Raw genomic sequence first — 25,221 nt, 5'->3', positions numbered from 1 at the left:
TCGTTCGGTATTTCGTGTTTCCGACTCTATCAGACTCTTTCGTGTCCGACTTCCTCGGCGCTTTCCAGTTCTTCGCTTTCGCGTTTCCCTTTCCGGCGATTCCGACTCTATCAGGTCCTTTCGGGCCTGACTCCCAGTCAGCGGGCTTGTCATTCCGGCTGTTCGGCCGTTCCGACGCCCTGAACTCTAGCGGATTTCCCGAGCGGCTCATAATCGAGCCTGTCGAATAAATTCCGGCATGCCGAAATTATCTCCGAGTGGGAGACCGTGCAGAGGTTGGGTTTGCCGCGTGCGCGGCGAGCGGCTGCCGCAGAACCGTTCCGGCTCTGTGACAACTCGAAGAACTTTACGGATCGGTAGGGGCGGTGTCAACCCCCGCCGTGGCCGCACTGGCCCCGGGGCTGATTCGCCGTCAGTCCAGGTCTGTCAGACGGCCGCCGGCGTCCGGCTGGGCGTCCTCGACCCTGCGCAGCAGGCGGATCAGCATCTCGCCGAGCGAGCCGCGTTCGTCGGCGGAAAGGTCCTGGAGCAGGTCCTCCTCGAAGCTCGACGCCATGCGCATCGCCTCAAGCCACTTGGCGCGGCCCTCGTCCGTGAGTTCCACGATCACGCGGACGCGGTTGGTCTCGTCGCGGTCCCGGGTGACCAGACCGTCCGCCGCCATCCGGTCGATGCGGTGGGTCATGGCGGCCGGCGTGAGGCCGAGTCGCTTCGCGAGCTCGCCGGGACCCAGCCGGTACGGGGCTCCGGAGACCACGAGGGTCTTGAGGACTTCCCACTCCGTGTTGCTGATGCCGAGTGCGGCGACCTGGCGGCCGTACGCGACGTTCATACGCCGGTTGAGGCGGCCCAGGGCCGAGACGACCTTCTCGACCTGCGGGTCGAGGTCGCCGTACTCGCGCTGGTAGGCGGCGATCTGTTCGTCGAGGCTCGGCTCCTGGGGGCCGTGCGGCTCTGGGGTGTCAGGCATGCCGCGCAGTATGACACGTAGTCGTTGGCGGTTAAGTCCTTCGGTGTGTACTGTTGAGGTTCTAACTTTAGAGTTGAAGTCTTCAGGACTTCAGCTCTTCTCTTCGAAACCTTGAGGCAGGTGAGTGTGACCAGGGCAATGGGCGCCGCGATGCGCCGGATCCAGATGGGGAACGCGCTGAGTGCGTTCGGTATCGGGTTCACCGTTCCGTATCTGTATGTGTACGTCGCCCAGGTGCGGGATCTGGGTGCGAGTACAGCAGGTGTGGTGCTCGCCGTCTTTGCTGTGGCCGCACTTCTCGTCCTGCCGTTCACCGGGCGCGTCATCGACCGGCGCGGACCGCTGCCCGTGCTCGTCGGCGGCGCTGTCAGCGCCGCCGCCGGCGCTCTGGCCATGGGGCTCGCGAGCAGCGTGCCCATGGTGCTGTTGTCCGCCGCGCTGCTCGGCGCGGGTACGGCGGTCGTGCAGCCGGCGCTCGCCACCATGATCGTGTGGTGCTCCACGCCCGCCACCCGTACGCGGGCCTTCGCCATGCAGTTCTTTCTGGCGAACCTGGGCCTCGGCATCGGCGGTCTGATCGGCGGCCAGCTCGTCGACGAGAGCCGGCCCGACAGCTTCCTGCTGCTCTTCAGCATTGAGGCCGTGATGTTCCTGGTGCTCGCCGGTATCGGTGCGAGCGTCCGGCTGCCGCGTGCGGCCGTCATTCCCGGCGCCATGCCGCAGGACGACCCCGCTCCCGGGGGTGGACTGCGGGCGCTGCTGAAGCACCGGGCGATGGTGCAGCTGTGCGGGCTCGGGTTTGTGCTGTTCTTCGCCTGTTACGGGCAGTTCGAGTCGGGCCTTGCCGCGTACGGCACCGAGGCGGCGGGGATCGAGCCCTCGGCCCTGGGGATGGCGCTGGCTGCCAACACCGCGGTCATCGTGATCGCGCAGTTCGTGGTGCTGCGGCTGGTCGAGCGGCGGCGGCGGTCGCGGGTCATCGCGCTGGTCGGGCTCATCTGGACCGTCGCGTGGGTCGTGGCGGGTTACGCCGGTCTCGGGCACGGCAGCCAGACGATGGCCACGGCCGCGTTCATCTCGACGTACGCGCTCTTCGGGCTCGGCGAGGCGATGCTGTCGCCGACCGTCGCGCCGCTGGTCGCCGATCTGGCGCCGGAGTCGATGATCGGGCAGTACAACTCGGCCTTCGCGCTGGTCAAGCAGTTCGCTCTGGCCGTGGGGCCCGCGGTGGGCGGGCCGATGGGCGCGTCGCTGCACGCGCCGTACATCCTCACCTTCATCGTCTTCTCGCTGGGCATCAGCGTGCTGGCGCTGCGGCTCGGCAAGCAGCTGACGGCGGAGCAGGACAAGCCGCTGCCGGCCAAGTCGCTGGTCGTCGCGTCGGGCGCACCGGCGAAGGACCTCGCTCCCGCCGGTTAGGGCGTGCCCGTCGGCAGGGCGAATTCGCACCAGACCGCCTTGCCGCCGCCCGGCGTGCGGCGGCTGCCCCAGGACGAGGCGATCGTCGCGACGATCGAGATACCGCGGCCCGCCTCGTCCGCCGGTTCGGCGCGGCGGCGGCGCGGCAGGTGGTCGTCGCCGTCCGTCACCTCGATGATCAGGCGGCGGTCGGTACGGCGCAGGCGCAGGCGCATCGGTGGCGTGCCGTGCTGGAGGGAGTTGGCGACCAGCTCGCTCGCCGCCAGTACGCCCAGGTCGCACAGCTCCACCGGGAAGCGCCAGGAGGCCAGCACTCCTGTCGCGAAGGCGCGGGCGCGGGGGGCCGCCTCGATGCCGCCGAGCAGTTCAAGTGCGGCGTTGTGGAAGAGCTCCGCGTCCGGGCCGGTGCGGGTGGGGTGCTGGAGGACCAGTACCGCTACGTCGTCGTCGTGGTCGGCCGTGACGCCCAGCGCGCGGATCAGGCGGTCGCAGACGACCTGGGGCGTGCCGGTGGCGCCGGACAGGGCGCGTTCCAGCGCGGCCACGCCCTCGTCGATGTCCTCGCGGCGGCGCTCGACGAGACCGTCCGTATAGAGGACAGCCGTGGAGCCCGGCGGGAGGGCGATCGTGCCCGAGGTGTGCATCCAGCCGCCGGTGCCGAGCGGGGGGCCTGTGTGGTCCTCGGCGCGGCGGACCGTGCCGTCCTCGTCGCGGACGAGGATCGGGAGGTGGCCGGCGGACGCGTACACGAGGCGGCCCTCGTTGGGGTCGTGGACGGCGTACGCGCAGGTGGCGATCTGGCTGGCGTCGATCTCGGCGGCCAGGCCGTCCAGGAGCTGCAGGACTTCGTGGGGCGGGAGGTCCAGGCGGGCGTACGCGCGGACCGCCGTGCGGAGCTGGCCCATGACGGCGGCGGCGCGCACCCCGCGGCCCATGACGTCGCCGATGACCAGGGCCGTACGGCCGGCGCCGAGGGTGATCACGTCGTACCAGTCGCCGCCGACCGCCGCGTCCGTGCCGCCCGGCTGGTAGGTGGCGGCGATGCGCAGGTCGTCCGGCTGCTCCAACTCCTGCGGGAGGAGGGAGCGCTGGAGGGTCACGGCCGTCTCGCGCAGGCGGCGCTCGCTGGCGCGCAGGCGCTCGGCGGCCTCCGCGTGGTCGGTGACGTCGGCGGCGAAGACGAGCACGCCACCCTCTCCGCCGCCGTCGTCCCCTGCGCCGGCGGGAGTCTCGATCGGCGTACAGGTGACGGTGTACGAGCCGCCCTTGGGCACCTTGCGGGACTTGACCGTACGGGGCGTACCGCTGCGCAGGACCTGGTCCATGAGCGGGAGCAGGCCGAGCTCGTCGAGCTCGGGGAGGGCGACGGCGGCGGGGGCGCCGGTCTCGCGGGGGCCGAAGGCGGCGGCGTAGGCGTCGTTGACGTACGCGACGCGGTGCTCGGGGCCGTACACCAGGGCGACGAGGGCGGGGAGCCGGCCGAGGATCTCGCGGACGGAGAGGTCGGTCAGAGGGTGCGGGGGGTGCATGGCGGCGTCGCCGGGCGCGTCCGGGGCGTCGGGCCCGTGCTCGGACTGCCGGCCGTACTCAACGCGAGCCGCCGGGACGGAACCGCGGTCGGTCCGCGCTGCGGCGCGGCGCTGCGTTCCGGGGAGACGGGCGCTCCAGCGCGTGAAGTTCACTGACTTTCAAGCCTCATGGTGTCGCGTTGCGTTGTGTTGCGTCGCTGACGCTTCGGTCGCTGTGGTCGCTGGGTTTGCTGAAATTGCTGGGATTGCTGTGGGGGGAGATGCTGCTGTGCCGTTACAGCGGGTGACTCTGAGCGGGTGTGAGCCAGCCTATGGTCACACGCCCAGTGTGACCGACCGCACTGACAGTCGTCACTTGTTCTTGGGGGGCTCGCCGCCCGCGGCCAGTTCGAATTCGGCTCGCGGATGCTCCAGGGAGCCGAGCGAAACGATCTCGCGTTTGAAGAGTCCGGCGAGTGTCCATTCGGCGAGGACCCGGGCCTTGCGGTTGAAGGTCGGCACCCGGCTGAGGTGGTACGTACGGTGCATCAGCCAGGCCGGATAGCCCTTGAGCTTGCGGCCGTAGACGTGCGCGACCCCCTTGTGGAGACCGAGCGAGGCGACCGAACCGGCGTACTTGTGCTCATAGTTCTTCAGCGGTTCGCCGCGCAGCGACGCCAGGACGTTCTCGGCCAGGACCTTGGCCTGGCGTACGGCGTGCTGGGCGTTGGGCGCGCACTCCTTGCCCTTCTCGTGCGCGGTGAGGTCGGGTACGGCGGCCGCGTCCCCGGCGGTCCAGGCGTGCTCGGTTCCTTCGATCGTGAGCGTGGCGGTGGCGGTGAGGCGGCCTCGTCCGTTCAGCGGCAGGTCGCTCGCGGCGAGGACCGGGTGCGGCTTGACGCCCGCGGTCCATACGACGGTGCGGGTGGGGAAGCGCGAGCCGTCGCTGAGGACGGCGACGCGGTCCGCGCAGGAGTCGAGGCGGGTCTCCAGGCGTACGTCGATATTGCGGCTGCGCAGTTCACGGATCGCGTATTTGCCCATTTCCTCGCCGACCTCGGGGAGGATGCGGCCCGTGGCCTCGACGAGGATCCACTTCATGTCCTGGGGCTTGACGTTGTGGTAGTAGCGGGCGGCGTAGCGGGCCATGTCCTCCAGCTCGCCGAGCGCCTCCACGCCCGCGTATCCACCGCCGACGAAGACGAAGGTGAGGGCGGCGTCGCGGACGGCCGGGTCGCGGGTGGCGGACGCGATGTCCATCTGCTCGATGACGTGGTTGCGCAGGCCGATGGCCTCTTCGACGGTCTTGAAACCGATGGCGTAGTCGGCGAGGCCGGGGATGGGCAGGGTGCGGGAGACGGAGCCGGGCGCGAGGACGAGTTCGTCGTACGTGATCTCGGTACCGCCGGTGCCCTCCTCCTCGGTGGCGAGGGTCGTTACGGTCGCGGTGCGCTTGGCGTGGTCGATGGACTTGGCCTCGCCGATGACGATCTTGCACTTGTCCAGGACGCGGCGGAGCGGGACCACGACGTGGCGCGGGGAGATCGAGCCGGCCGCCGCTTCGGGCAGGAACGGCTGATAGGTCATATAGGGATCAGGCGTCACCACAATGACCTCGGCCTCGCCGCTTCTCAGCTTCCGCTGGAGGTGCAGCGCGGTGTACATCCCGACGTAGCCGCCGCCGACAACGAGAATGCGCGCAGGTTCTGTCACTGTCCCATGACGCAACGGCCGCAGGAGTTTGTCCACAGGCCCGGCAAATTGTGTGACCGGAAGGCGTGCGTGCCGCGTGCTGCGGCGATTTCCGCTCGGCCTTGAAGGCTCGCAGGTCAGCGCGTGGGGAGGGGGTGCGGACAGTGGCCGAATCAGGAAGGTTTTGGTCGATACTCCGATCGGGCGGGCGCTCCGTGCGGAACTACCCCTTCTGAATCTACGCGCGCTCAACTATGTTCGTATCTCGTCGGGGCGGCCAGGTCTGCGGTCCCGGCCGACTATGAGGGCGGGGAGTCTCCGGGGGGAGACATCATTACCGGGGGAACGCTGATGCACATTCAGGAGTCTCATTGGCAGTCTGCCGTCACATCCGACGGCAACGGGCGCGCGGGGACGGGAGGATCTCGCTCCGCGCCGCTGCGTGTGGACGCACAGCGCAATCTTGAGCATGTACTGCGGGCCGCTCGCGAGGTGTTCGGCGAGCTGGGCTACGGGGCGCCGATGGAGGACGTGGCGCGACGGGCCAGGGTCGGCGTCGGGACGGTGTACCGCCGCTTCCCGAGCAAGGACGTACTGGTGCGCCGCATAGCCGAGGAGGAGACCTCCCGGCTGACCGATCAGGCGCGTACGGCCCTGGGGCAGGAGGACGAGCCGTGGTCGGCGCTGTCCCGCTTCCTGCGTACTTCGGTGGCGTCCGGCGCGGGCCGGCTGCTGCCACCGCAGGTGCTGCGGGTGGGCGTGGACGGCGGCGACGGCGGTGACGGCGAGTCGCCGCTGGTGCGGGGCGAAGGGCGGGTGCCGCAGCAGCGGCAGTCCGTCGGCCCGGTGCCGGGAGCGGCCGGGGGCCCGGCGGCGCCGGAGCTGCGGCTGGTCGAGCAGCGGCCCGTGGGTGCCGGCCCCGACGGTCTGGGGAGTGACGACGCGGGTGCCGCGGAGCTGCTGGAGGTCGTGGGGCGGCTGGTGGACCGGGCGCGTGCGGCCGGTGAGCTGCGTGGCGATGTGACGGTGGCCGACGTGCTGCTGGTGATAGCCACGGCTGCGCCTTCACTGCCGGACGCGGCGCAGCAGGCGGCGGCTTCCGCCCGGCTGCTGGACATCCTGCTGGAGGGGCTGCGGTCCAGGCCCGCGTAAGCCCGTAAGGGGCTTGGGTGCGGGGTTTCGTCCGTCGGCCCGCTTGTTCGCCAGGTGGCGGACGGGCGGGCCTGCCGGTTCCCGGCGGCGGTTGAAGCTGTTGAGTCTTCCCCGTTCGGGTGAACGCTAGTGCTCGCATACGGGAAAACTCCCCGGATGAGTGGTTGCCCGGTCGGAGCAATGGGCCGTGGTTCGCTCTGTGGGATTCTTGGCCGGTTATTTTCTGGCCGAGGATGCTTACGGGGGGCTTCCGCTATGGGTGTTGAGGGTCGGGACGAGCCGCTCGGCCGTGCCGGCATGGAGCCCGACGGCCTGCCTTCGCGACAGGTGCCGAGCCAGGCGGGGCCCCGCCGGTCGGGCGGAAACACAGCGGGCAACGCGGACGGGGTCGGCCGCGCGGACGGGGATGGCCGCGCGGACGCCCACGGCGGCGGGACCGTACTGCCGGGGCCTTGGCGGCCGGTTGTGGACGGTGACGACGCGGGTGTCCACCAACAGCGCGAGGCCAGGAGCGACGGCAGAAACGGGGGCAGGAGCGAGAGCAGTGGTCTGGCGGCGCAGACGCCGACGCCCGACGCCGCGCTGATCCATCGGATGCGCGGGGGCAACGACAGTGCGTACGAAGAGCTGTTCCGGCGCCACTGCGACGCCGTCCGGCGGTACGCCCGTACCTGCTGCCGCGACGCCCACACCGCCGACGACCTGACCGCCGAAGTCTTCGCGCGCACGCTGCAGGCGGTGCGCGGGGGCTCCGGGCCCGAGCACGCCGTACGGGCGTACCTGCTGACGACGGTGCGTCGGGTGGCCGCGGCATGGACCAAGACCGCCAGGCGTGAGCACCTGGTCGAGGACTTCGCCATCTTCGCCGCGCAGTCCGCCCGTTCGGTGGACCCGTCGGACGACGACACCCTGGAGCTGGGAGCCGACGTACGGGCCATGCACGAGGCGGAGCGGACGCTGGCCATGCGGGCGTTCCGCAGCCTGCCCGAGCGCTGGCAGGCCGTGCTGTGGCACACCACGGTCGAGGAGGAGTCGCCGAGTGAGGTGGCGCCGCTGTTCGGGCTGACCGCGAATGCCACGGCTGTGCTGGCGAGCCGGGCACGGGAGGGCCTCAAGCAGGCGTATCTCCAGGCGCATGTGAGCACCGCGCTGACGGCGGGCGGCGACTGCGCGCGGTACGCCGACCGGCTCGGCGCGTATGCCAGAGGCGGGCTGCGGACGCGGGCGGAGCGGGGGCTGCGCAAGCATCTGGAGGAGTGCGCGCGGTGCCGGGTGGCGGCGGGTGAGCTGAACGAGGTCAACGCCGGGATCCCGGCGCTGCTTCCGGTCGCGGTCATCGGCTGGTTCGCGGGCGGGTACGCGGTCAAAGCTGCCGGTCTGGTGGCGGGGGGCGCTGTGGGGGCAGCGGGGGCGGCCGGCGCGGGGGCCGCGGCGACCGGCGGGGCGACGGGCGGGGGTTCGAGTGCGGCCGGTGCCGCCGGTGCTGAAGCCGTTGGGGCACCGGCCAAGGTGGCGATCGGTGCAGCGGTGGCCGCGGCGGTGACCGCGGGGGTGGTGTTCGCGCTGGCGGGTGAGGACGCGAGGCCCAAGCCGAAGCCGGTGGCCAAGCCGCCGGTGTCGCGGCCGGTCGTACCGCAGCCGAGCCCGGAGCCGTCCGAGCGGCCTGCGCCGCCTGCGCCTCCGGCTCCGGCTCCGGCTCCGAAACCGCCGCCGGTGGCTCCGTCTGCGCCGTCCCCGACGCCTACGCCTCCCCCTTCGCCCACACCTACGCCTACGCCTGCGCCGACGAAGGTGGAGCCCACGCCCACGCCGGAGCCGTCCCCGCCCCCGCCCGCGCCGAAGCCGTCGCCACCGCCGGCGCCCGCGCCGTCGCCCGCCCCGGACGTCTACCAGGTGAACGCGCTGGCGTACGGCACGTTCGGTGACCACACCGAGCCGGAGGTGCGGCTCGGTGGGAGCAGTTGGCTGTGGCAGCGCTACGGCATGTCGATCGGTGGTGTGCGGTACGGAAACGGCGTCACGACACACGCGAAGTCGTCCGTCACCATCGACCTCAACCGGGCGTGCACCACCTATGACGCGCTGGTCGGCATCGACGACATGACGCTGGGCGTCGGGGCCGCGCGTTTCTCGCTGTACGGGGACGGCGCGCTGCTGTGGCAGTCGGGGCTCGTGCGGGGCAACGACGGGGCTGTGGCGGTGCGGGCCGATATCTCAGGGCGGGAGTCGATCCGGCTCGTGGCGGAGCCGGAGCATCCGCACGAGTCGATGGTGCCGGTGGACTGGGCGCAGTCGCGGATGAGCTGCGGCGGGTAGTGGGGCCGGGTGGGGCGGGCGCCTGCGGCGGGCCTGTTCCCCACCCCGCCCCTTCCCGAACCGGGGCGCTGCCCCGGACCCCGGTCCTCAAACGCCGGACAGGCTGAAACCCAGCACTGGCCAAGCCTGCCCGCCCACGCGGCGGAGCCGCACATGTCCCTGCCGGGAAGGCGGGCTGGGAACAGGCCGAAGGGCGCGGGGTCTTGCGCCCGTTCTGGACGGGGTGGGGAACAGGGCCGCCGCAGGCGCCCGTCCGACCGGGGTCAGAGGGCCCGGCGTGGGGGTACTTCGCCTGCTACCGCGCGTTGGCGTGGGGCTGCCGTTCCCGTCCAGCATGTTCCGCGGCGTGAGACCAGGCGGCGCAGCCACAGTTCCGTGGAGACCAGGTCGGCCAGACCGTCCAGGGGGACCGGTTCGCCCTCGGCCGCCGCGCGCAGGGCCTTGCGTACGACGCGGGCCTCGATCAGGCCCGCGTCGGCCAGCAGCGGGGCGTCGAAGAGTGCGATCAGGTCGCCGACCGCTGCGCGCAGTCCGGCCCGGGCGGCCGCCGCTGAGGACGCGTGGGATGTGGCGCCCCAGCCCGGCGGCAGGTCCTTGATGCCCGCCCCGGACAGGACCGCGCGCAGGATCGCCGCTCGCGCGCCCGGCTGGACCCGCAGGGCTTCGGGAAGAGCGCGGGACGCCCGTACGACCTGGTTGTCGAGGAAGGGGGCGTGCAGGCGCTGGCTGCGTACCTCCGCGGCCTGCTCGAAGACCCGGTGGTCGGCCGCCGCCCGGGCCAGGGCGGCCCGCGCGCGGGCCTCGCCCGGCCGCTGCACCGACGAGGGCCTGATGGCCGAAGCCTGGAGGCGAACCGATACTTCAGCCAGCGCCTCACCCGTCAGCCAGCGGGCCGCAGGGCCCGGCCTGGTCCAGGCGAGGGCCGCGAGTGAGGCGTCCAGGGCGGTCACCTGGCCGTTGCCCGTACCCCTGCCCCTGGAGCCCGGCTCGTCGAAACGGCGCTCCTTGAGGCGGGCCGCCGCTTCCTCGATGCCTGCGCGGTACGGCGTACGGGCGAGACGGCGTGCGGCGCGGTAGACGGTCAGCGGGACGAAGAGGGAGTGGGCGGAGGGCCCTTCGACCTTGGCGAGGGCGGTGACGGGGCGCAGCAGGTCGCGCCGTCTGCGGTCCATCAGGAGGTCGGCGAGGCGCGCCGGGTGGGCGTCCAGGACCTGGCGGGCGCCATGCCCCGTGAAGTGGTCGGCGCTGCCCGCGGCGAGGCGGCGGCGGTGGCGTTCGGCGGTGACCAGGGAGGGGCCCGGTTCGTCGGTGAGCGGGCCGCTGTTCAAATCGGCGTACGGAAGGGCCTCTTCACCGGCGGCTACGACGACGTGGTGCAGCCGGGGGTTGGCGGCGATCGCGCCGGCCCGCTGCAACTCGGCCTCGCCGCCGGGGCCTTCGGCGGTCAGGTCGTTGAAGGTGACGGCGAGCAGCCGCTCCCCCGCGCCCGTGCCGTGGCCCAGGACGGTGCCGGGCAGCCCCGGCAGGCCCGCCGCGAGGAGCGCGAGCGTCGCCGACGCGCTGCCGCCCGAGAGGTCGGCGCCGATGCCGGGGACGGGCGCGCCGCGGGCGGCCCGGCGGTCGGCGGGGCCCATGCCGGGGACGGGCCCCGGGTCGGGCGGCGCGGTCTCGGGGGCGTGGCGCGGTGCGGTGAGTCTCGCCCGTACCGCTTCGACGAGGGCCTCGCGGACACCGTCCACGGCTCGCTCCGGGTCGAGTTGGGGGGCGGCTACGGCGAGGGAGGCCACCGGCTCGTACCCGGTGATCTCGCGCGAACCCTCGCGCAGGACGAGGGCGTGGCCGGGCGGGATGCGCCGCACACCTGCGTACGGCGTGCCGTCGCGCAGTGCCTCGGGTACGTCGGGGCAGGCGAGCAGCGCCGCGAGGTGGCCGATGTCGAGCTGTGCCTCGATGAGGTCGGCGAGCGGGAGCGCGGCGGTGGCGTACGCGGTGCCATTGGCCCAGGGCGTATAGAACACGGGGCGGGCACCTGCCAGGTCACCGACCACGGTGACGCGGCGGCCGACCTGGACGACGGCGGTGTAGCTGCCGGACCACGCGGTCAGGTGCCGCAGTGCGCCGCCGCGCGCCGCGAAGAGGCCGACGCGCAGTTCTTCGTCGGTCGCGCCGCAGCAGCCGAGGACGGCGATCCGGGTGAAGGGGTCGACGCTGAGGGTACGGACCTCGTCGGGGCGCCAGTCGCCGACGGCCCACAGGGGGTCGGGGTCGCCCCACAGGAGCTGGGAGCCGACGGGGTGCACGGTGCGGGATTCGTGGTCGGAGGAGGGGTGGGACGAGGGATGGGCGGAGGAAGGGGTGGTGCCGGCCGTGCCGGGCGCGCCGACCGCTCCCACCGTCCCGAAGCTGGCGGCGATACTGCTCCACCCCACCAACCACCGCATCGCGCCTCCACAGGCTGTGGGCAACCACCCGCACGTACCGAAGCGGCATCGGGAGAATCCGAGAAGCGGCTTCGGGACCATGCTGCCACGACAACGGCACGCAGGAGGGGGTACGGAGGGCGTACGGGCAAGTCAATGCGCCCGCCGCGCACAGGACTTCGACCGGTTTGGGCGACAGGCGCCATTCGGCCATTCTGGGGGCGCGGCGGTACCACGGGCAGCCGCGGGGGAACGCACAGTCCGGGAGGCGCTGTTCGCCTCCCGGACCGGTCCGCCGCCCGCGGGGATGAAGGCGGCGGTGTCCCCCAGCCCGCTGGACCCAGTGCAGCGGGCCGACCCACGCGACTCCCATGGAACGGCCCCGGTGCCGGACCGACGAGAGCGCAGGGCGGGCGCACGGCCACACACACGGAGCACGGGGCGGAGCACGGGCGTTCGTGTGACTACACGAATCTCGCCATACGGACCACCGCCCCTTAACGGTCGGGATGCGGAGAACTACGCTGGGTTTACTGATGTTCTGAGCGGGCCGCATATTCCGGCAGGGCTGGCCGCGTGGTTGTGCGGGCGGTACGGCTTGAAATGTCCCCGCCGGACGGCCGTCTGTGTCGAGGGGTGGCGCATGTCCAGGGAGCAACGCGGGCCGAACGAAAAGCTCGGCACGGTTCTCGCCCTCGCGGGAATCAGCAATGCCGGCCTGGCGAGGCGGGTCAATGATCTGGGGTCGCAACGCGGCCTGACACTTCGTTACGACAAGACGTCGGTGGCGAGGTGGGTGTCCAAGGGCATGGTGCCGCAGGGCGCCGCGCCTCATCTCATCGCCGCCGCCATCGGCGCCAAGCTCGGGCGTCCCGTGCCGCTGCACGAGATCGGTCTGGCGGACGCCGATCCGGCGCCGGAGGTCGGCCTGGCCTTTCCGCGCGACGTATCGGCGGCGGTGCGGTCGGCGACCGAGCTGTACCGGCTGGATCTGGCCGGCCGGCGGGCGGGCGGCGGCGGCATCTGGCAGTCACTGGCCGGTTCGTTCGCGGTCAGCGCGTACGCGACGCCCGCGTCCCGGTGGCTGATAACGCCCGCCGACTCGTCGGTGGCGCGGGACTCCACGGCGTCCGACGAGTCCGCGCCCGACGCGACGCCGCTGCGGGTGGGGCACGCGGATGTGGCCAAGCTGCGGGAGGCGGCGGAGGACGCGCGGCGCTGGGACTCCAAGTACGGCGGCGGGGACTGGCGTTCGTCGATGGTCCCGGAGTGCTTACGGGTTGACGCGGCGCCGCTGCTCCTCGGCTCGTACAGCGACGACGTCGGCCGCTCGCTCTTCGGCGCCACCTCCGAACTGACGCGGCTGGCCGGGTGGATGGCTTTCGACACCGGGCAGCAGGAGGCCGCTCAGCGGTACTACATCCAGGCGCTGAGGCTCGCCCGCGCGGCGGCCGATGTGCCACTGGGCGGGTACGTCCTGGCCTCGATGTCCCTCCAGGCCACCTATCGCGGTTTCGCCGACGAGGGGGTCGATCTGGCGCAGGCCGCGCTGGAGCGGAACAGGGGGCTCGCCACCGCCCGCACCATGAGCTTCTTCCGGCTGGTGGAGGCGCGGGCGCACGCGAAGGCGGGTGACGCGCAGGCGGCGGGTGCCGCGCTGAAGGCGGCGGAGGGCTGGCTGGAGCGGGCGCGGGAGGGCGATCCCGATCCGACCTGGCTGGGCTTCTACTCGTACGACAGGTTCGCGGCGGACGCGGCGGAGTGCTACCGCGATCTGAAGGCGCCGCGGCAGGTGCGGCGGTTCACGGAGCAGGCGCTGTCGCGGCCGACGGAGGAGTTCGTACGCTCGCACGGGCTGCGGCTCGTGGTGTCGGCGGTCGCGGAGCTGGAGTCCGGGAACCTCGATGCGGCGTGCGCGGCGGGCACCCGGGCGGTGGAGGTGGCGGGGCGGATCTCGTCGGCGCGGACCACCGAGTACGTACGGGATCTGCTGCACCGGCTGGAGCCGTACGGCGACGAGCCGCGGGTCGCGGAGCTGCGGGAGCGGGCGCGGCCGCTGCTGGTGGCGCCGGCGTAGGGGGGCGGTGCGGGGGCCGGTGCGCGGGCCGGGGTACGGAGCGGCGTAAGGACCGGGGTCAGGGGCGGCGTAAGGACCGTTCTGCCGGTGGTTCGAAGCGCATTGTCAGTGGGTCGGTGCATCATCGGGAGTCCGGGGGCGCTCTCCCGGAGGACACGGATCCGGACATGGCCGCGGTGGGAGGTGAAGCGATGCCGTACGACTGCGATGTGCTGGTGATCGGTGCGGGGATCGTCGGCCTCTCGGCGGCGTACGCCCTCACACGCGCCGCGCCCGGCACACGCGTGACGGTGCTGGAGAAGGAGCGGGCCCCCGCCCTGCACCAGACCGGGCGCAACAGCGGCGTGATCCACAGCGGCATCTACTACCGGCCGGGCTCCCTCAAGGCACGGTACGCGGTGCGAGGCGCGGCCGAGATGATCAAGTTCTGCGCGGAGCACGGCATCGCGCACGAGGTCACGGGCAAGCTGATCGTCGCGACCGAGCGGGAGGAGCTGCCGCGGCTGCACGCGCTGGTGCAGCGCGGGCGCGAGAACGGCATTCCGGTGCGGGAGCTCGGAGCCGCCCAGATCGCGGAGTACGAGCCGAACGTGCGGGGCCTGGCCGCGATCCACGTCGCCACGACCGGCGTGTGCGACTTCGGGGCGGTCGCGGGGCAGCTCGCGGAGAGCCTGGGGGCGTCGGGCGCGGAGATCAGGTACGGCGCGGAGGTGGCCGTCGTCGACCGGCGGCCGTGGGGTGTGGCGGTGCGTACGGCGGACGGGGCGGTGGTGCGGGCGCGGGTCCTGGTGAATTGCGCCGGGCTGCACTGCGACCGGGTGGCACGGCTGGCGGGCGACGACCCCGGAATGCGGATCGTTCCCTTCCGGGGCGAGTACTTCGACCTGGCGCGCCCGGAGCTGGTGCGCGGCCTGGTCTACCCGGTGCCGGATCCGGCGTTCCCCTTCCTCGGGGTGCACCTGACGCGGGGCATGGACGGCGGCGTACACGTCGGGCCGAACGCGGTGCCGGCGCTCGCGCGGGAGGGTTACGCCTGGTCGGTGGTCCGGCCGCGCGAGCTGGCCGGGACGCTCGCCTGGCCGGGTTCCTGGCGGATAGCCCGGCGCCACTGGCGGTACGGGGCGGGGGAACTGCACCGCTCGCTGTCGAAGCGCGCGTTCACCGACGCCGTGCGCCGGCTGCTCCCGGACGTCACGGAGGCGGACCTGCGGCCGGCGCCGGCGGGCGTACGGGCGCAGGCGGTACTCCGGGACGGAACGCTGGTCGACGACTTCCTGATCCAGGAAACCCCCCGCACGATCCACGTCCTGAACGCCCCTTCCCCGGCAGCAACGGCGTCACTCCCCATCGGAAGACGGGTGGCTCGGCGGGCGCTGGAGGTGTTGGGGGCGGCGGCGTAGGGGTGGGGGGTAGGGGTGGGGGGTAGGGGGTGGCGCGGTCCTCGGGTGCGGGTGCGGTAGCCGGGCAGGTTGTGGGAAGGGGCGGGCAGGGGAGAAGTTCCGCAGGGGCACGCTCATGCCGGGCCCTCCCCGCCGCGCCGTAGAATTGGGGGCACTGTGTCTGAGTTCTCCCGCGTCCGCCCCGACGACGCCGCCCCCCACGTATCCCCCTTCCACCGAGCCAAGGGTGAGCCCCGCTTCCCCGGCGGCCCCGCGCCCGACCCCGCCGGGTCGCACCACGAGCGGCGGATTCGTAGCTTCCAGCCGCGGCGGAGCCGGGTGACCACGGGGCAGGCCGAGGCGCTGGAGCGGCTGTGGCCCAAGTGGGGCCTGGACATCGACGGCCGGCGCGTCCTCGACCTCGACGAGCTCTTCGGCGGCCGCGGCCTCCCCGTCGTGCTGGAGATCGGGTTCGGGATGGGCGAGGCCACCGCCCAGATGGCCGCCGAGGACCCCGGCACCGGCATCCTCGCCGTCGACGTACACACCCCCGGCCAGGGCAACCTGCTCGGTCTGGCGGAACGCGCCGGACTGAGCAATGTCCGCGTGGCGAACGGCGACGCGATCATCCTGCTGCGCGAGATGCTGCCGCCCGCCTCCCTCGCCGGCCTGCGCGTCTACTTCCCCGACCCGTGGCCGAAGAAGCGCCACCACAAGCGGCGCCTCATCCAGCCCGAGTTCCTCGACCTCGTCGCACCCCGCCTCGCGCCCGGCGCCATCGTGCACTGCGCGACCGACTGGGAGTCGTACGCCGAGCAGATGCTGGAAGTGCTCACCGCGCACCCCGACTTCGAGAACACCGTCCCGGACGGCGGCTACGCACCCCGGCCCGCGTTCCGGCCGCTCACCCGCTTCGAGGGACAGGGCCTGGACAAGGGGCACGTGGTGCACGACCTCCTCTTCCGCCGTCGGTGAACGGGCGATCGGTAATCGGTATCGGTATCGGTATCGGTATCGGTATCGGTATCGGTAAGGCTCCGTCGCCAGGTGTCAGTGCCCCTCGTTAGGGTCGACGGGTGTACGAGACGCCTCCGCACCCCCGGCAGCACCCGGCGGTCCCGGACTGTGAGCAGCAGCCGCAGTTCACCGCCGTACCGCCGCCTGCTCACTGGCGCTACAAGCCACGCCGCGCCTGGTGGCGCACCAGGGCGGTGCGCGCGGGTGCGGTGATCACCGTGCTCGCGCTGTGCGGCCTGGTGATCCTCGCGATCGTCCGCGACCAGACCGGTACGCACGGCTTCCTGGTGGGGCTGGGGCTCGCGGTGCTGCCGGTGCCGCTGCTGTTGGCGGCGTTCCGCTGGCTCGACCGGGTGGAGCCCGAGCCCTGGCGGAACCTCGTCTTCGCCTTCGCCTGGGGCGCGTTCGCCGCCGCCCTCGTCGCGATCATCGCGAACAGTTTCGCGACCCGCTGGATAGCCACGGCCACCGCCGACCCGGCGGCGGCCGAATCCCTCGGCGCGACGGTGATAGCACCGGTCGTCGAAGAAAGCGCCAAGGCGGCGGCCGTGCTGCTGATCTTTCTCTTCCGCAGACGGCACTTCACCGGGATCGTCGACGGCGTGGTGGTCGCCGGGTTCACGGCGACCGGCTTCGCCTTCACCGAGAACATCCTCTACCTCGGCAACGCCTTCGGGGAGGACCAGGAGGCGGGCGCCTCCGGCCTCTCGTCGGTGACCGCGGCGACCTTCTTCGTACGGGTAGTGATGTCCCCGTTCGCGCACCCGCTGTTCACCGTGCTGACGGGCATCGGCTTCGGGCTCGCCGCGCTCGCGCCGCCGCGCCGCCGGGGGCGGTGGCGGCGTATCGCGCTGCCGCTGCTCGGTCTGACGCTCGCGATGGGCATGCACGCGCTGTGGAACGGTTCGGCGGTCTTCGGGGGGTACGGCTTCTACCTCGTGTATGCCGTCTTCATGGTCCCCGCCTTCGCGCTGCTGACCTGGCTGGTGGTCTGGACGCGCCAGCGCGAGCTGCGCACGATAGCCGCCGAGCTGCCCGCCTATGCCACCGCCGGCTGGCTGCAGCCCGCCGAGCCGCTCGCGCTCTCCTCGATGCGGGCCCGCTCGCTGGCGCGGGGCGCGGCGGCCCGTACGTACGGAGGCGGCGCCGGAAGCCGCGCCTCGGGCCGGGCCGCCGCCCGTGCCGTCGCCGAGTACGAGGCCTTCGCCACGTCCCTCGCCTTCCTGCGCCACCGCGCCCACCGCGGCGCACTGGGCCCGGACTTCACGGCACGCGAGCAGGAGCTGCTGCACCATCTGTGGCAGCGCAGGGAGGTGGCCGGACCGGCCCTGGAGTACGCGGCGCGGGCCACGGGCCGCGTGCGGGTCCCACCGCCCTGGCCGCCACCGTGGCCGCCGTCGTGGCAACAGCCATGGCAACCGCCCGGGCAGCCGTACGGGTACGGACCACCCCCGTCCCAGCGCCCCCCGCCGCACCAGGACTACGCCGCGTACAACCCGTACCGGCAGCAATAGCCGCCCTGGCGGCGACGACGCACCCCGAACAGACCGGCAGCCCTGGGCGCGGGGGGCGGGCGCCAGGACTGCCGGGGACTGTGGGATAGCTGTGCGGACAGGCCGTCAGACGGAGAGGCCCTTGCCGCGCAGCCACGCGGCCGGGTCGACCCCGGCCCCGCCGGGCGTGTGCACCTCGAGGTGCAGGTGCGGCCCGGTGACGTTGCCGGTGGCGCCCACGCGGCCGATGACGTCGCCCGTACCGACTTCGCCGGACGTGACGGTCATCGAGGAGAGGTGGCAGTACCAGACCTCCGTACCGTCCGGGAGCTCCAGGACGATGCGGTAGCCGTACGAACCCGACCAGCCCGCGGACTTGATCGTTCCGCCGTGCACGGCCTTGACCGGCGTGCCCGTCGGGGCGGCGAAGTCGAGGCCGGTGTGCTGGCCGGAGGACCACATCGAGCCGGACTGGCCGTAGGTGGAGGTGAGCGTGTACGACGAGGTGGGCAGCGAGTAGCTGGCGGCCAGCTTGGCGAGCCGCTGCTCCTCCGCCTTGCGCTCGGCCTCTTCCTCCGCCTTGCGCTTCTTCTCCTCGGCCGCGCGCTTCTCCTCGGCCTCCTTGGCCTCGGCCGCGCTCTGCTGCTTCTTCGCCTCGGCCGCGGCCTTCTCGGCGGCCTCCTTCTCGGCGGCCACCTTCACCTCGGCGTCGGCGGCGGCCTGCTGCTGTTCGGCCTGCTGGAGGATGCGGGCGCGCAGGGCCTCGCCGGCGTCGGTGGTGCCCTGCTGGGCGTCGGCGGTGGTGACGCCCGCGGTGGTGAGCGGGGAGGCCGCCATGACCGCTTCGTTCGCCGTGCCCGCCTGCGCACCTGAGCCGGATTCCGCGTCGTCGGACATCAAAGAGCCGACACCGGGTAGTGACTTGGCGTCGGGAAGTGAGTCCGCTATCACGTCGGGAAGGGAGATCGAGATGGCCGGCTTGTCCTGCGCGGTGGCGATGCCTCCCGCGCCGACCGCGGCGATGACGCCTACGCCGAGAACGGTGGAGCTGCGGCCGAGACCGCCGCGCTGCTTGGCGACGCGGTGACGACCGCGTACGGGCCGGACGGAATCCTCAGTGGGATTCCATTCCCCCCAGGTCCCCTCCGCGCCGATGTGGTTCCCGGTGGTGGCGGGCGCCCCGTAAGGGGGCAGGGTGGCTTCGGGGGCAGGCCTGTTGGACGCCACGGAGGCGTGCTCCTTTCCTTCCTTCTCGCCTACCGGGTTAGCTGACGGGTTCGGAGCAGGAAGGTCTCCTACGGGCCTCTCCGTGGGTACGAAGCGGCCCGATTCACCCCAAGGAACGTGGTTCCCCGGTTCCCTTGCGGGATTCGGCGCGTGCGCACGGTGTCGTCTCTTGCGACGACTGGGACGACCGCGCTGCGTTATCGAACGTTAATAGACAGAGGCTCCGGTTTCCAAGCTGTTCCAGTTGATCGTTAAGGGTCTTGACCTGCACCAATCAGGACACAGGCGAACGCGGCCGGACAAATTGACCACCCCTCAGGAAACATCCACACCATGACGGTTCGTCAATTGTTATGCGCAGCGGTGTGTCGCGATTACCCAGCGTCGCAATGACCGTCGCACGAGCGGTCGCACGACTAACTTCTCCCCATGGTCGTCAACAACGCGCAGTCGGTGGCCGATCGCTACCGCGAGTTCTCCGAGCAGCAGGCAAGCGGCGTATCCCCCGCGTACGCCGAACTCACCGCCCGCATCAGCGAGGACCAGGACTTCTGCGCCCACATCGCCGCCCTCCCGCCCGGCAACAAGCAGCAGCCCAACCTCCTCCTCGCCGCAGTCCGCCACCTCGGCGGCCCCTACGAGCAGTGGGCTGCCTTCCGCGACTGGACCCTGGCCCACTGGGACGACGTACGCGAGGTCATGCTCGCCCGCTTCACCCAGACCAACGAGCCCGCCCGCTGCGCCACCCTGCTGCCACTCCTCGCCACGCTCCCCCAGCCCCTCGCCCTCATCGAGGTCGGCGCATCGGCGGGCCTGTGCCTCCACCCCGACCGCTACGCCTACCGCTACAACGACGGCGCCGTCCTGGGCAGCTCCCCCGTCACCTTCGACTGCCGTACGGAGGGCCCGGCGCCCCTGCCCACCGCGCTCCCGGACATCGCCTGGCGCGCCGGCATCGACCTCAACCCCCTCGACCCCACCGACGAGGAGGACGTCCGCTGGCTCCAGTCACTGATCTGGCCGGGCCAGGCGGAGCGCCCGCGCCGACTGCTCGCCGCCATCGAGGCCGTACGTACGGCGCCCAGCCCCCGCATCGTCCGCGGCGACCTGGTCGACGAACTCCCGGCGCTGGCGGCCGGGGCCCCGGCGGACGCCACCCTGGTCGTCTTCCACACCGCCGTACTGACGTACCTGCCGCTCGCCCGCCGCGAGGAGTTCGCCGCGCTCGTGCGCGAACTGCCCGGCCACTGGATCTCCAACGAGCACCACACCGTGCTGCCGTGGCTCGACGCCCCCGCCCCCGACGACGAGCACCTGCTCACCCTCGCCCTCGACGAGCGCGCGGTCGCCTTCACGGCTCCGCACGGCCAGAGCCTGCACTGGTTCGACGCTGCTGCCGACCAGCCGGCTGCCGACCGGCCCGCCTGACCAGGCTCACGGTCCTGCGGCGGTCCTGCTGCCCCTCGGCGGGCCGCCCGACCGCCAGCAGGGCCATGTCGTCCGTGGCGGCCCCTGCCGTGTGCAGCCGTACGTCGTCGATGAGCGCGTCGAGCAGCTCGTCGGGGCCCGGGAAGATCCGCCCGCGCAGCCGCGCGGCCGGGTCGTAGAAGACGCCCGCGGCGTTCCGCGCCTCGGACAGGCCGTCCGTGTAGAGCAGCAGCGTGGCGCCCGTCGGGAACGCGTACTCCTGCGCCCGGTCCGGCCAGGCGCCCAGGTCCCCCATCCCCAGCGGCAGCGCGGCCTCGGCCGGCACGATCTCCGCGAGATCCCCGTCGGCGTACAGCAAAAGCGGTTCCGGATGGCCCCGGTTGACCAGCCTCACGACACCCTCACCTCGCGGGATCTCGGCCAGTACGGCCGTCGTGAAGCCCTCGAAGGCGTCGAGCCCGTCCCGTCGTGCGCCCTCCCGCGTGAGCGCCCGCTCCAGCCGTTGCGCGACCTCTTCGAGGGTGCTCTCCTGCTCGGCGGCCTCCCGGAACGCCCCGACGACGACGGCCACCGCCTCCACCGCGCCGAGCCCCTTCCCGCGTACGTCGCCGACCACCAGCCGCACCCCGGACGGCGTGTCCTGTACGGCGAAGAGGTCACCGCCGATGAAGGCGTCCGCCTGAGCGGCCTCGTACCGCGCGGCGACGTGCAGCCCGGCGATCCGGTCGGCGGGCACGGGGACCACGGCACGCTGGGCCGCCTCGGCGATGGTGCGGGCCGAGGCGAGCCGCCGGCCGCTGCGGCGTACGACGCGGTTGATGACGAGCGCGAGGGCGGCGACGGTCACCATGGTGATCAGCTCGGTCACGGACTCGACGTGGGCCGAGGTGCCGTTGTAGAGATGCAGCCCGACGACGGCGGCGGTCGCGATGCCGCCGGTCACCAGGGTGCTGAGGAGCGAGAAGAGCGGTGCGGCGATCAACGGGGCGGCGGCGAAGAGCGGCGACGCGGTGAAGTTCGGCGGCGTGGTGAAGTCGAAGACGCACCCGCCGGCGATCAACAACGCCGGCAGCGCCCGGACGAACCGCGAAACCTCACCCAGGCCGCGCCCGGCGCCCACTCCGCCTTGCTTCCCCACCAGTGGTCTCCTGCTCGCCGCGCACCGGCTGCGGACGGTACCGCGCCCAGCCCAGGCCGGCCGTAGCCGCGCCGCACGGCCATCGGGGGTCGGCCGAACGGGGGACAGCGACCGCACCCGGTCCGCCCCTGCCCCCTACCCGTGCCCCTGCCCCGGACACGACGAAGGCCCGGATCTCTTTCAAGATCCGGGCCTTCGTTTTCTTCTTCAGTAGCGGGGACAGGATTTGAACCTGCGACCTCTGGGTTATGAGCCCAGCGAGCTACCGAGCTGCTCCACCCCGCGTCGTTAAACCCAACTGTACGCCATCAGGGGACCGCCCTCGACCACTTGAACCCCGCGCATCGACCACCTGTGCGTACCCCACGGCAGACGCCGCCCAACCCGCCTGCCACCAAAGGCCGTTACTCGGCGACCTCTGTACGCTCCCACCACTCGTAGACCGTCACACGCCCCTGGTCGGTGTCCTGATGCCGCGACGTGACCTTGAAGTGTTCGTACCCGCCGCGGTGCGGAATCTTCAGCTCCAGTCCGGGAGGCGTGATCGGAACGATCCGCTCCTTCAGATCGTCCGGCCCGCCCTCAAGAAGCGCCTTTGCAGTCATGCCCCCAGTGTTCCTACCCTCCGCGGCACGCGCACGTCGGGCGCATCCCTTCAGTGACGGACCACGCACAGGCGGACTCACGCACCACAGGACAGACTCAGTCGCGCCGGAAAACAGACCAGCCCCAGATCAGATACTTCCTGACCTGGGGCTGAGCGGTAGGCCGTGTGGGACTCGAACCCACAACCAACGGATTAAAAGTCCGCTGCTCTGCCAATTGAGCTAACGGCCCTCGGCGGATCACCCCCGAGCATAGCCGCAGCGAGCCCGGTAGCCGATCGGGTATCGGTTTACCGGGGCCGTCGGAGCCGCGCGGGCCTCGGAACAGGCCCGCGCGGCCCGGCTGTCAGCTCAGCTTCGTGAAGTTCTTCAGGCACGTCTCGGCGAGCTGCTTGCGCGCCGAGAAGCCTCCGTCGTGGTTCGCGTTGTAGACGTACAGAGCGCCGGCCGGCGTGCGGGCGACGGAGCAAGCCGTCAGCCTGCGCCGCTGGTCGGCATGGGGAAGCGACGGCGGCTGTGTAAGCGCGCCGTCGGCGAATCGAATCGAGCGACGCCCCCCGGCAGTGCCCCCCATGCAAGTGGGCGGAGCCCAGCAGGAGTTACACATGTGAGGGAAGGGAAAAGAAAAGCGGGCCCGTTCGTGAAGAACGGGCCCGCTTCGCAGGTCAGCGCATTACTCCGCCAGGTTGATCAAACTGATCAGGGGATCAGCTGCGCTTCCAGCGCGGCTTGTCGTCACGGCGGCCGAACGAGCCGGTGGCCGTGCCGGTACCGGTGCCGGTGCCGGCGCCGCGGTGGTCGTCACGACGGCCCTGCGGGCGGTCGTGGCCGCCGGTGCGGAAGCCGCCGCCGGCCGGACGGTCGTCACGACGGTCGCGGTTGAACGGACGGTCGGCGCCGCCGGAGCGGAAGCCGCCACCGGTGGCCGGACGGTCGTCACGGCGCTGGAAGCCGCCACGGTCGCCGCCGCGGTCGTCACGACGGTCGTTGTCGCGGCGGAAGCCGCCACCACGGTTGTCGTCACGACGCTCGAACGGACGGCCACCACGGTCGCCACCCGCCGGACGGTCGTCACGACGCTGGAAACCGCCACGCTCGCCACCACGGTCGTCGCGGCGGAAGCCACCGCCACGGTTGTCGTCACGACGCTCGAACGGACGGCCACCACGGTCGCCACCCGCCGGACGGTCGTCACGACGCTGGAAGCCACCACGCTCGCCACCACGGTCGTCGCGGCGGAAGCCGCCACCACGGTTGTCGTCACGACGCTCGAACGGGCGCCCGCCGCGGTCGCCACCACGGTCGCCACCGCGGTCGTCACGGCGCTGGAAGTTGCCGCGGTCGTCACGGCGCTCCGGCGCCTGGGCCGGAACAGCGGCGGCAGCCTCAGCGGCAGCCAGCTCGGCCTCGGCGGCCTTGGCCGCCTCGGCGACAGCCTCGTCCGGGTCCTCGCCACGCTCGCGCGCCGCGCGGGCCACCAGACGGTCGGCCTCCTCGCGGAGTTCGGTCGCCCGGCGCTGGACGCGCTCCAGCTCGCGGGTGAGCTCCTTGGCCTCGCGCTCCGCCTGCTTGGCGGCGTTGTTCGCGGAGTCGGCCTGGACCTCGGTCAGCGAACGGGCGCCGGTGATCTCGGCGACCTCCGGCTCGAACGCGCCCGCACCGCCGACGATGTGGCGCGAGGCGTCGACGCCCGCGTCCTCCATCAGGCGGAAGATCTGGCGGCGCTGGTGCGGCAGGGAGAGCGAGACGACGACGCCGGACTTGCCCGCACGTGCCGTACGGCCCGAGCGGTGCAGGTAGTCCTTGTGGTCACCGGCCGGGTCCACGTTCAGCACCAGGTCGATGCCGTCGACGTGAATACCGCGAGCGGCGACGTCGGTGGCGACCAGGGCGTTGACGTAACCCTTCTTGAAGTCCTCAAGAACGCGCGTACGGGCGCCCTGCGTCATGCCGCCGTGCAGCGCGTCGGCCTTGACGCCCGAGTCCTGGAGCTGCTCGGCGATGCGGTCCGCGCCCAGCTGGGTACGTACGAAGATGATCGTGCGGCCCTTGCGGGCGGCGATCGCGGCCGTGACCGGCGCCTTGTCCTTCGGCTTCACGACGAGGACGTGGTGGGTCATGGTCGAGACGTTGCCCTGGGCGCTGTCGACCTCGTGGGTGACCGGGTTGGTCAGGTAGCGCTTGACCAGCGTGCTGATCTCGTTCTCCATGGTGGCGGAGAAGAGCATCCGCTGGCCGCCGCCGGGGATCTGGTCGAGCAGCTCGGTGACCTCGGGCAGGAAGCCCAGGTCGGACATCTGGTCGGCCTCGTCGAGGACGGCGACCTGGACGTTCGCGAGCGACGCGGCGCCTCGGTTGAGGAGGTCGCGCAGCCGGCCCGGGGTGGCGACGAGGACGTCGACGCCGCGCTCCAGGGCGTAGATCTGGTTGCTCATGGACGTACCGCCGCAGACGACCTTCATCTTCAGGCCGAGTACGTCGCCGTACGGCTGAAGGGCGTCCGCGACCTGCATCGCGAGCTCACGGGTCGGCGTGAGGATGATCGCGCGGGGCTTCTTCTTCTCGGTGTGACCGCCGGCCAGCTGGGCCAGGGTCGGCAGACCGAAGGAGAGCGTCTTGCCGGAGCCGGTGCGGCCACGGCCGAGGATGTCCTTGCCGGCCAGGGCGTCCGGGATGGTCGCGGCCTGGATCGGGAAGGGGGCGGTGACGCCGTTCTGCGCGAGCTTGCGGACGATGCCGTCCGGCAGGCCCAGGGAGGCGAAGGTCACAGTGGGCTCGGCGTCGGCGTCGGCGTCGGCCGCGGCCTCGGCGTCGTCTGCCTCAGTGGCCTCAGCGGCCTCGACCGCGTCGTCGAGCTCGGTGATCTCGGCCGGGATCTCTGCGGTGAGCTCGGTGGCCTCGATGACGTCGGCGGTCTCTACGACCGTCTCGGCGTTCTCGGGCATGGCGGTGCGGTCAGTGCTGGAAATGGACATACGAAATGCGAAACCTCTCGGAGTCTCGGCACGCGCCCAAACTCCGTGAAATCGCAAATCAATCGCAAATTCGACCGCCTCAGTGCGGTCAGTCACGGTAAGGGAGAGTACGCGCCACGGGGCGCTCAAGGCCCTCGTCTTTTACGAGAACTCAACGGCGCCGGGCAATGGGATCAAACGATCTATAACCATACGCACCCTCCCCCACTTCTGGCAAACCGGGGTCGCTACACCGGCCCCACCTGCGGCGATGCCGCCGGCTCGCGCTCCATCTCCCGCCGCTGCCCCATCGCCGCCGTCTGCGTGTCCGCCGCCGGCGACGCCGACGGCGGCGGCGGGGTCGGCTCCGGCTCGGACGGCTCCGGAGGCGGCGGCTCCGTGGCCGGCGGCGGCTCGGGCGGCTCC

18 protein-coding genes, 2 tRNA genes and 1 riboswitch are annotated in these 25,221 nt (G+C 72.0%); of the genes, 9 read left to right on the top strand and 11 right to left on the bottom strand.

Going from position 1 to position 25,221, the window contains the following annotated elements; genetic code table 11:
* Positions 1-230: hypothetical protein (locus J7E91_RS30455; RefSeq protein ID WP_214910014.1), on the top strand; the 230-nt coding region annotated here is incomplete at its 5' end.
* A 182-nt stretch (positions 231-412) separates the two neighbouring features.
* Here the strand turns inward: J7E91_RS30455 and J7E91_RS30450 are convergent.
* Positions 413-970: a MarR family winged helix-turn-helix transcriptional regulator gene (locus J7E91_RS30450; RefSeq protein WP_214910011.1), complete on the bottom strand. Its 558-nt coding sequence runs from the start codon at positions 968-970 to the stop codon at positions 413-415.
* Positions 971-1,096: 126 nt separating this feature from the next.
* Between J7E91_RS30450 and J7E91_RS30445 the strand changes: the two genes are divergently transcribed.
* Entirely contained in the window at positions 1,097-2,389 is a 1,293-nt protein-coding gene (locus J7E91_RS30445) for an MFS transporter (protein WP_214910022.1), read from the top strand.
* On the opposite strand, the gene J7E91_RS30440 is transcribed toward J7E91_RS30445, so the two are convergent.
* A complete protein-coding gene (locus J7E91_RS30440; RefSeq protein ID WP_214910009.1) occupies positions 2,386-4,071 on the bottom strand; it encodes an ATP-binding SpoIIE family protein phosphatase in 1,686 nt (561 codons plus the stop codon). The genes J7E91_RS30445 and J7E91_RS30440 overlap by 4 nt on opposite strands.
* Before the next feature lie 198 nt (positions 4,072-4,269).
* Positions 4,270-5,610: an NAD(P)/FAD-dependent oxidoreductase gene (locus J7E91_RS30435; protein ID WP_214910007.1), complete on the bottom strand. Its 1,341-nt coding sequence runs from the start codon at positions 5,608-5,610 to the stop codon at positions 4,270-4,272.
* A gap of 330 nt (positions 5,611-5,940) precedes the next feature.
* On the opposite strand from J7E91_RS30435, the gene J7E91_RS30430 reads away from it, so the two are divergent.
* Positions 5,941-6,741, top strand: a complete 801-nt coding sequence (locus tag J7E91_RS30430) for a TetR/AcrR family transcriptional regulator (protein ID WP_214910005.1) — start codon at positions 5,941-5,943, stop codon at positions 6,739-6,741.
* A 255-nt stretch (positions 6,742-6,996) separates the two neighbouring features.
* The gene (locus J7E91_RS30425; RefSeq protein WP_214910002.1) at positions 6,997-9,057 is read left to right on the top strand and encodes a sigma-70 family RNA polymerase sigma factor; all 2,061 of its coding nucleotides are present in this window, start codon (positions 6,997-6,999) and stop codon (positions 9,055-9,057) included.
* A gap of 263 nt (positions 9,058-9,320) precedes the next feature.
* Here J7E91_RS30425 and J7E91_RS30420 read toward each other — a convergent pair whose 3' ends face one another.
* Positions 9,321-11,498: an asparagine synthase-related protein gene (locus J7E91_RS30420; RefSeq protein ID WP_214910000.1), complete on the bottom strand. Its 2,178-nt coding sequence runs from the start codon at positions 11,496-11,498 to the stop codon at positions 9,321-9,323.
* A gap of 622 nt (positions 11,499-12,120) precedes the next feature.
* Here J7E91_RS30420 and J7E91_RS30415 point away from each other — a divergent pair.
* From J7E91_RS30415 to J7E91_RS30400, 4 genes are all read left to right on the top strand, one after another.
* Positions 12,121-13,554: an MFS transporter gene (locus J7E91_RS30415; protein WP_214909999.1), complete on the top strand. Its 1,434-nt coding sequence runs from the start codon at positions 12,121-12,123 to the stop codon at positions 13,552-13,554.
* 167 nt (positions 13,555-13,721) lie between these two features.
* Positions 13,722-14,954 carry an L-2-hydroxyglutarate oxidase gene (gene lhgO / locus J7E91_RS30410; protein WP_251016492.1) on the top strand — a complete coding sequence of 411 codons (1,233 nt, stop codon included), beginning with the start codon at positions 13,722-13,724 and terminating at the stop codon, positions 14,952-14,954.
* Between the two features lie 156 nt (positions 14,955-15,110).
* The gene (gene trmB / locus J7E91_RS30405; RefSeq protein ID WP_214909998.1) at positions 15,111-15,908 is read left to right on the top strand and encodes a tRNA (guanosine(46)-N7)-methyltransferase TrmB; all 798 of its coding nucleotides are present in this window, start codon (positions 15,111-15,113) and stop codon (positions 15,906-15,908) included.
* Positions 15,909-16,009: 101 nt separating this feature from the next.
* On the top strand, positions 16,010-17,464 hold the full coding sequence (locus J7E91_RS30400) for a PrsW family intramembrane metalloprotease (RefSeq protein WP_214909997.1): 1,455 nt from the start codon (positions 16,010-16,012) through the stop codon (positions 17,462-17,464).
* Positions 17,465-17,569: 105 nt separating this feature from the next.
* Here J7E91_RS30400 and J7E91_RS30395 read toward each other — a convergent pair whose 3' ends face one another.
* Positions 17,570-18,670, bottom strand: a complete 1,101-nt coding sequence (locus J7E91_RS30395; RefSeq protein WP_214909996.1) for a M23 family metallopeptidase — start codon at positions 18,668-18,670, stop codon at positions 17,570-17,572.
* A gap of 11 nt (positions 18,671-18,681) precedes the next feature.
* Positions 18,682-18,829: riboswitch (cyclic di-AMP (ydaO/yuaA leader) on the bottom strand.
* 270 nt (positions 18,830-19,099) lie between these two features.
* Here J7E91_RS30395 and J7E91_RS30390 point away from each other — a divergent pair.
* On the top strand, positions 19,100-20,098 hold the full coding sequence (locus J7E91_RS30390) for a DUF2332 domain-containing protein (RefSeq protein ID WP_214909995.1): 999 nt from the start codon (positions 19,100-19,102) through the stop codon (positions 20,096-20,098).
* On the opposite strand, the gene J7E91_RS30385 is transcribed toward J7E91_RS30390, so the two are convergent.
* The 6 genes from J7E91_RS30385 to J7E91_RS30360 all read right to left on the bottom strand — a co-directional run bounded on the left by J7E91_RS30385 (position 20,022) and on the right by J7E91_RS30360 (position 24,816).
* Positions 20,022-21,239, bottom strand: coding sequence for a PP2C family protein-serine/threonine phosphatase (locus J7E91_RS30385; protein WP_214910016.1), 1,218 nt, complete (start codon positions 21,237-21,239; stop codon positions 20,022-20,024). The genes J7E91_RS30390 and J7E91_RS30385 overlap by 77 nt on opposite strands.
* A gap of 208 nt (positions 21,240-21,447) precedes the next feature.
* Positions 21,448-21,521: transfer RNA gene (locus J7E91_RS30380), tRNA-Met, on the bottom strand.
* Between the two features lie 119 nt (positions 21,522-21,640).
* Positions 21,641-21,841, bottom strand: a complete 201-nt coding sequence (locus J7E91_RS30375) for a DUF5988 family protein (RefSeq protein ID WP_214909994.1) — start codon at positions 21,839-21,841, stop codon at positions 21,641-21,643.
* A 159-nt stretch (positions 21,842-22,000) separates the two neighbouring features.
* Positions 22,001-22,073 (bottom strand) — tRNA-Lys (locus tag J7E91_RS30370).
* A 114-nt stretch (positions 22,074-22,187) separates the two neighbouring features.
* A complete protein-coding gene (locus J7E91_RS30365; RefSeq protein ID WP_214909993.1) occupies positions 22,188-22,415 on the bottom strand; it encodes a hypothetical protein in 228 nt (75 codons plus the stop codon).
* Positions 22,416-22,548: 133 nt separating this feature from the next.
* Positions 22,549-24,816, bottom strand: coding sequence for a DEAD/DEAH box helicase (locus J7E91_RS30360; protein WP_214909992.1), 2,268 nt, complete (start codon positions 24,814-24,816; stop codon positions 22,549-22,551).
* Positions 24,817-25,221: the final 405 nt, after the last annotated feature.

It is taken from the genome of Streptomyces sp. ISL-99, assembly GCF_018614005.1.
In the GTDB taxonomy this organism is placed as follows: Bacteria; Actinomycetota; Actinomycetes; order Streptomycetales; family Streptomycetaceae; genus Streptomyces; species Streptomyces flavidovirens.
Note: the sequence above shows the minus strand (reverse complement) of the source record. Positions and strands in the feature narration are given on the sequence as shown.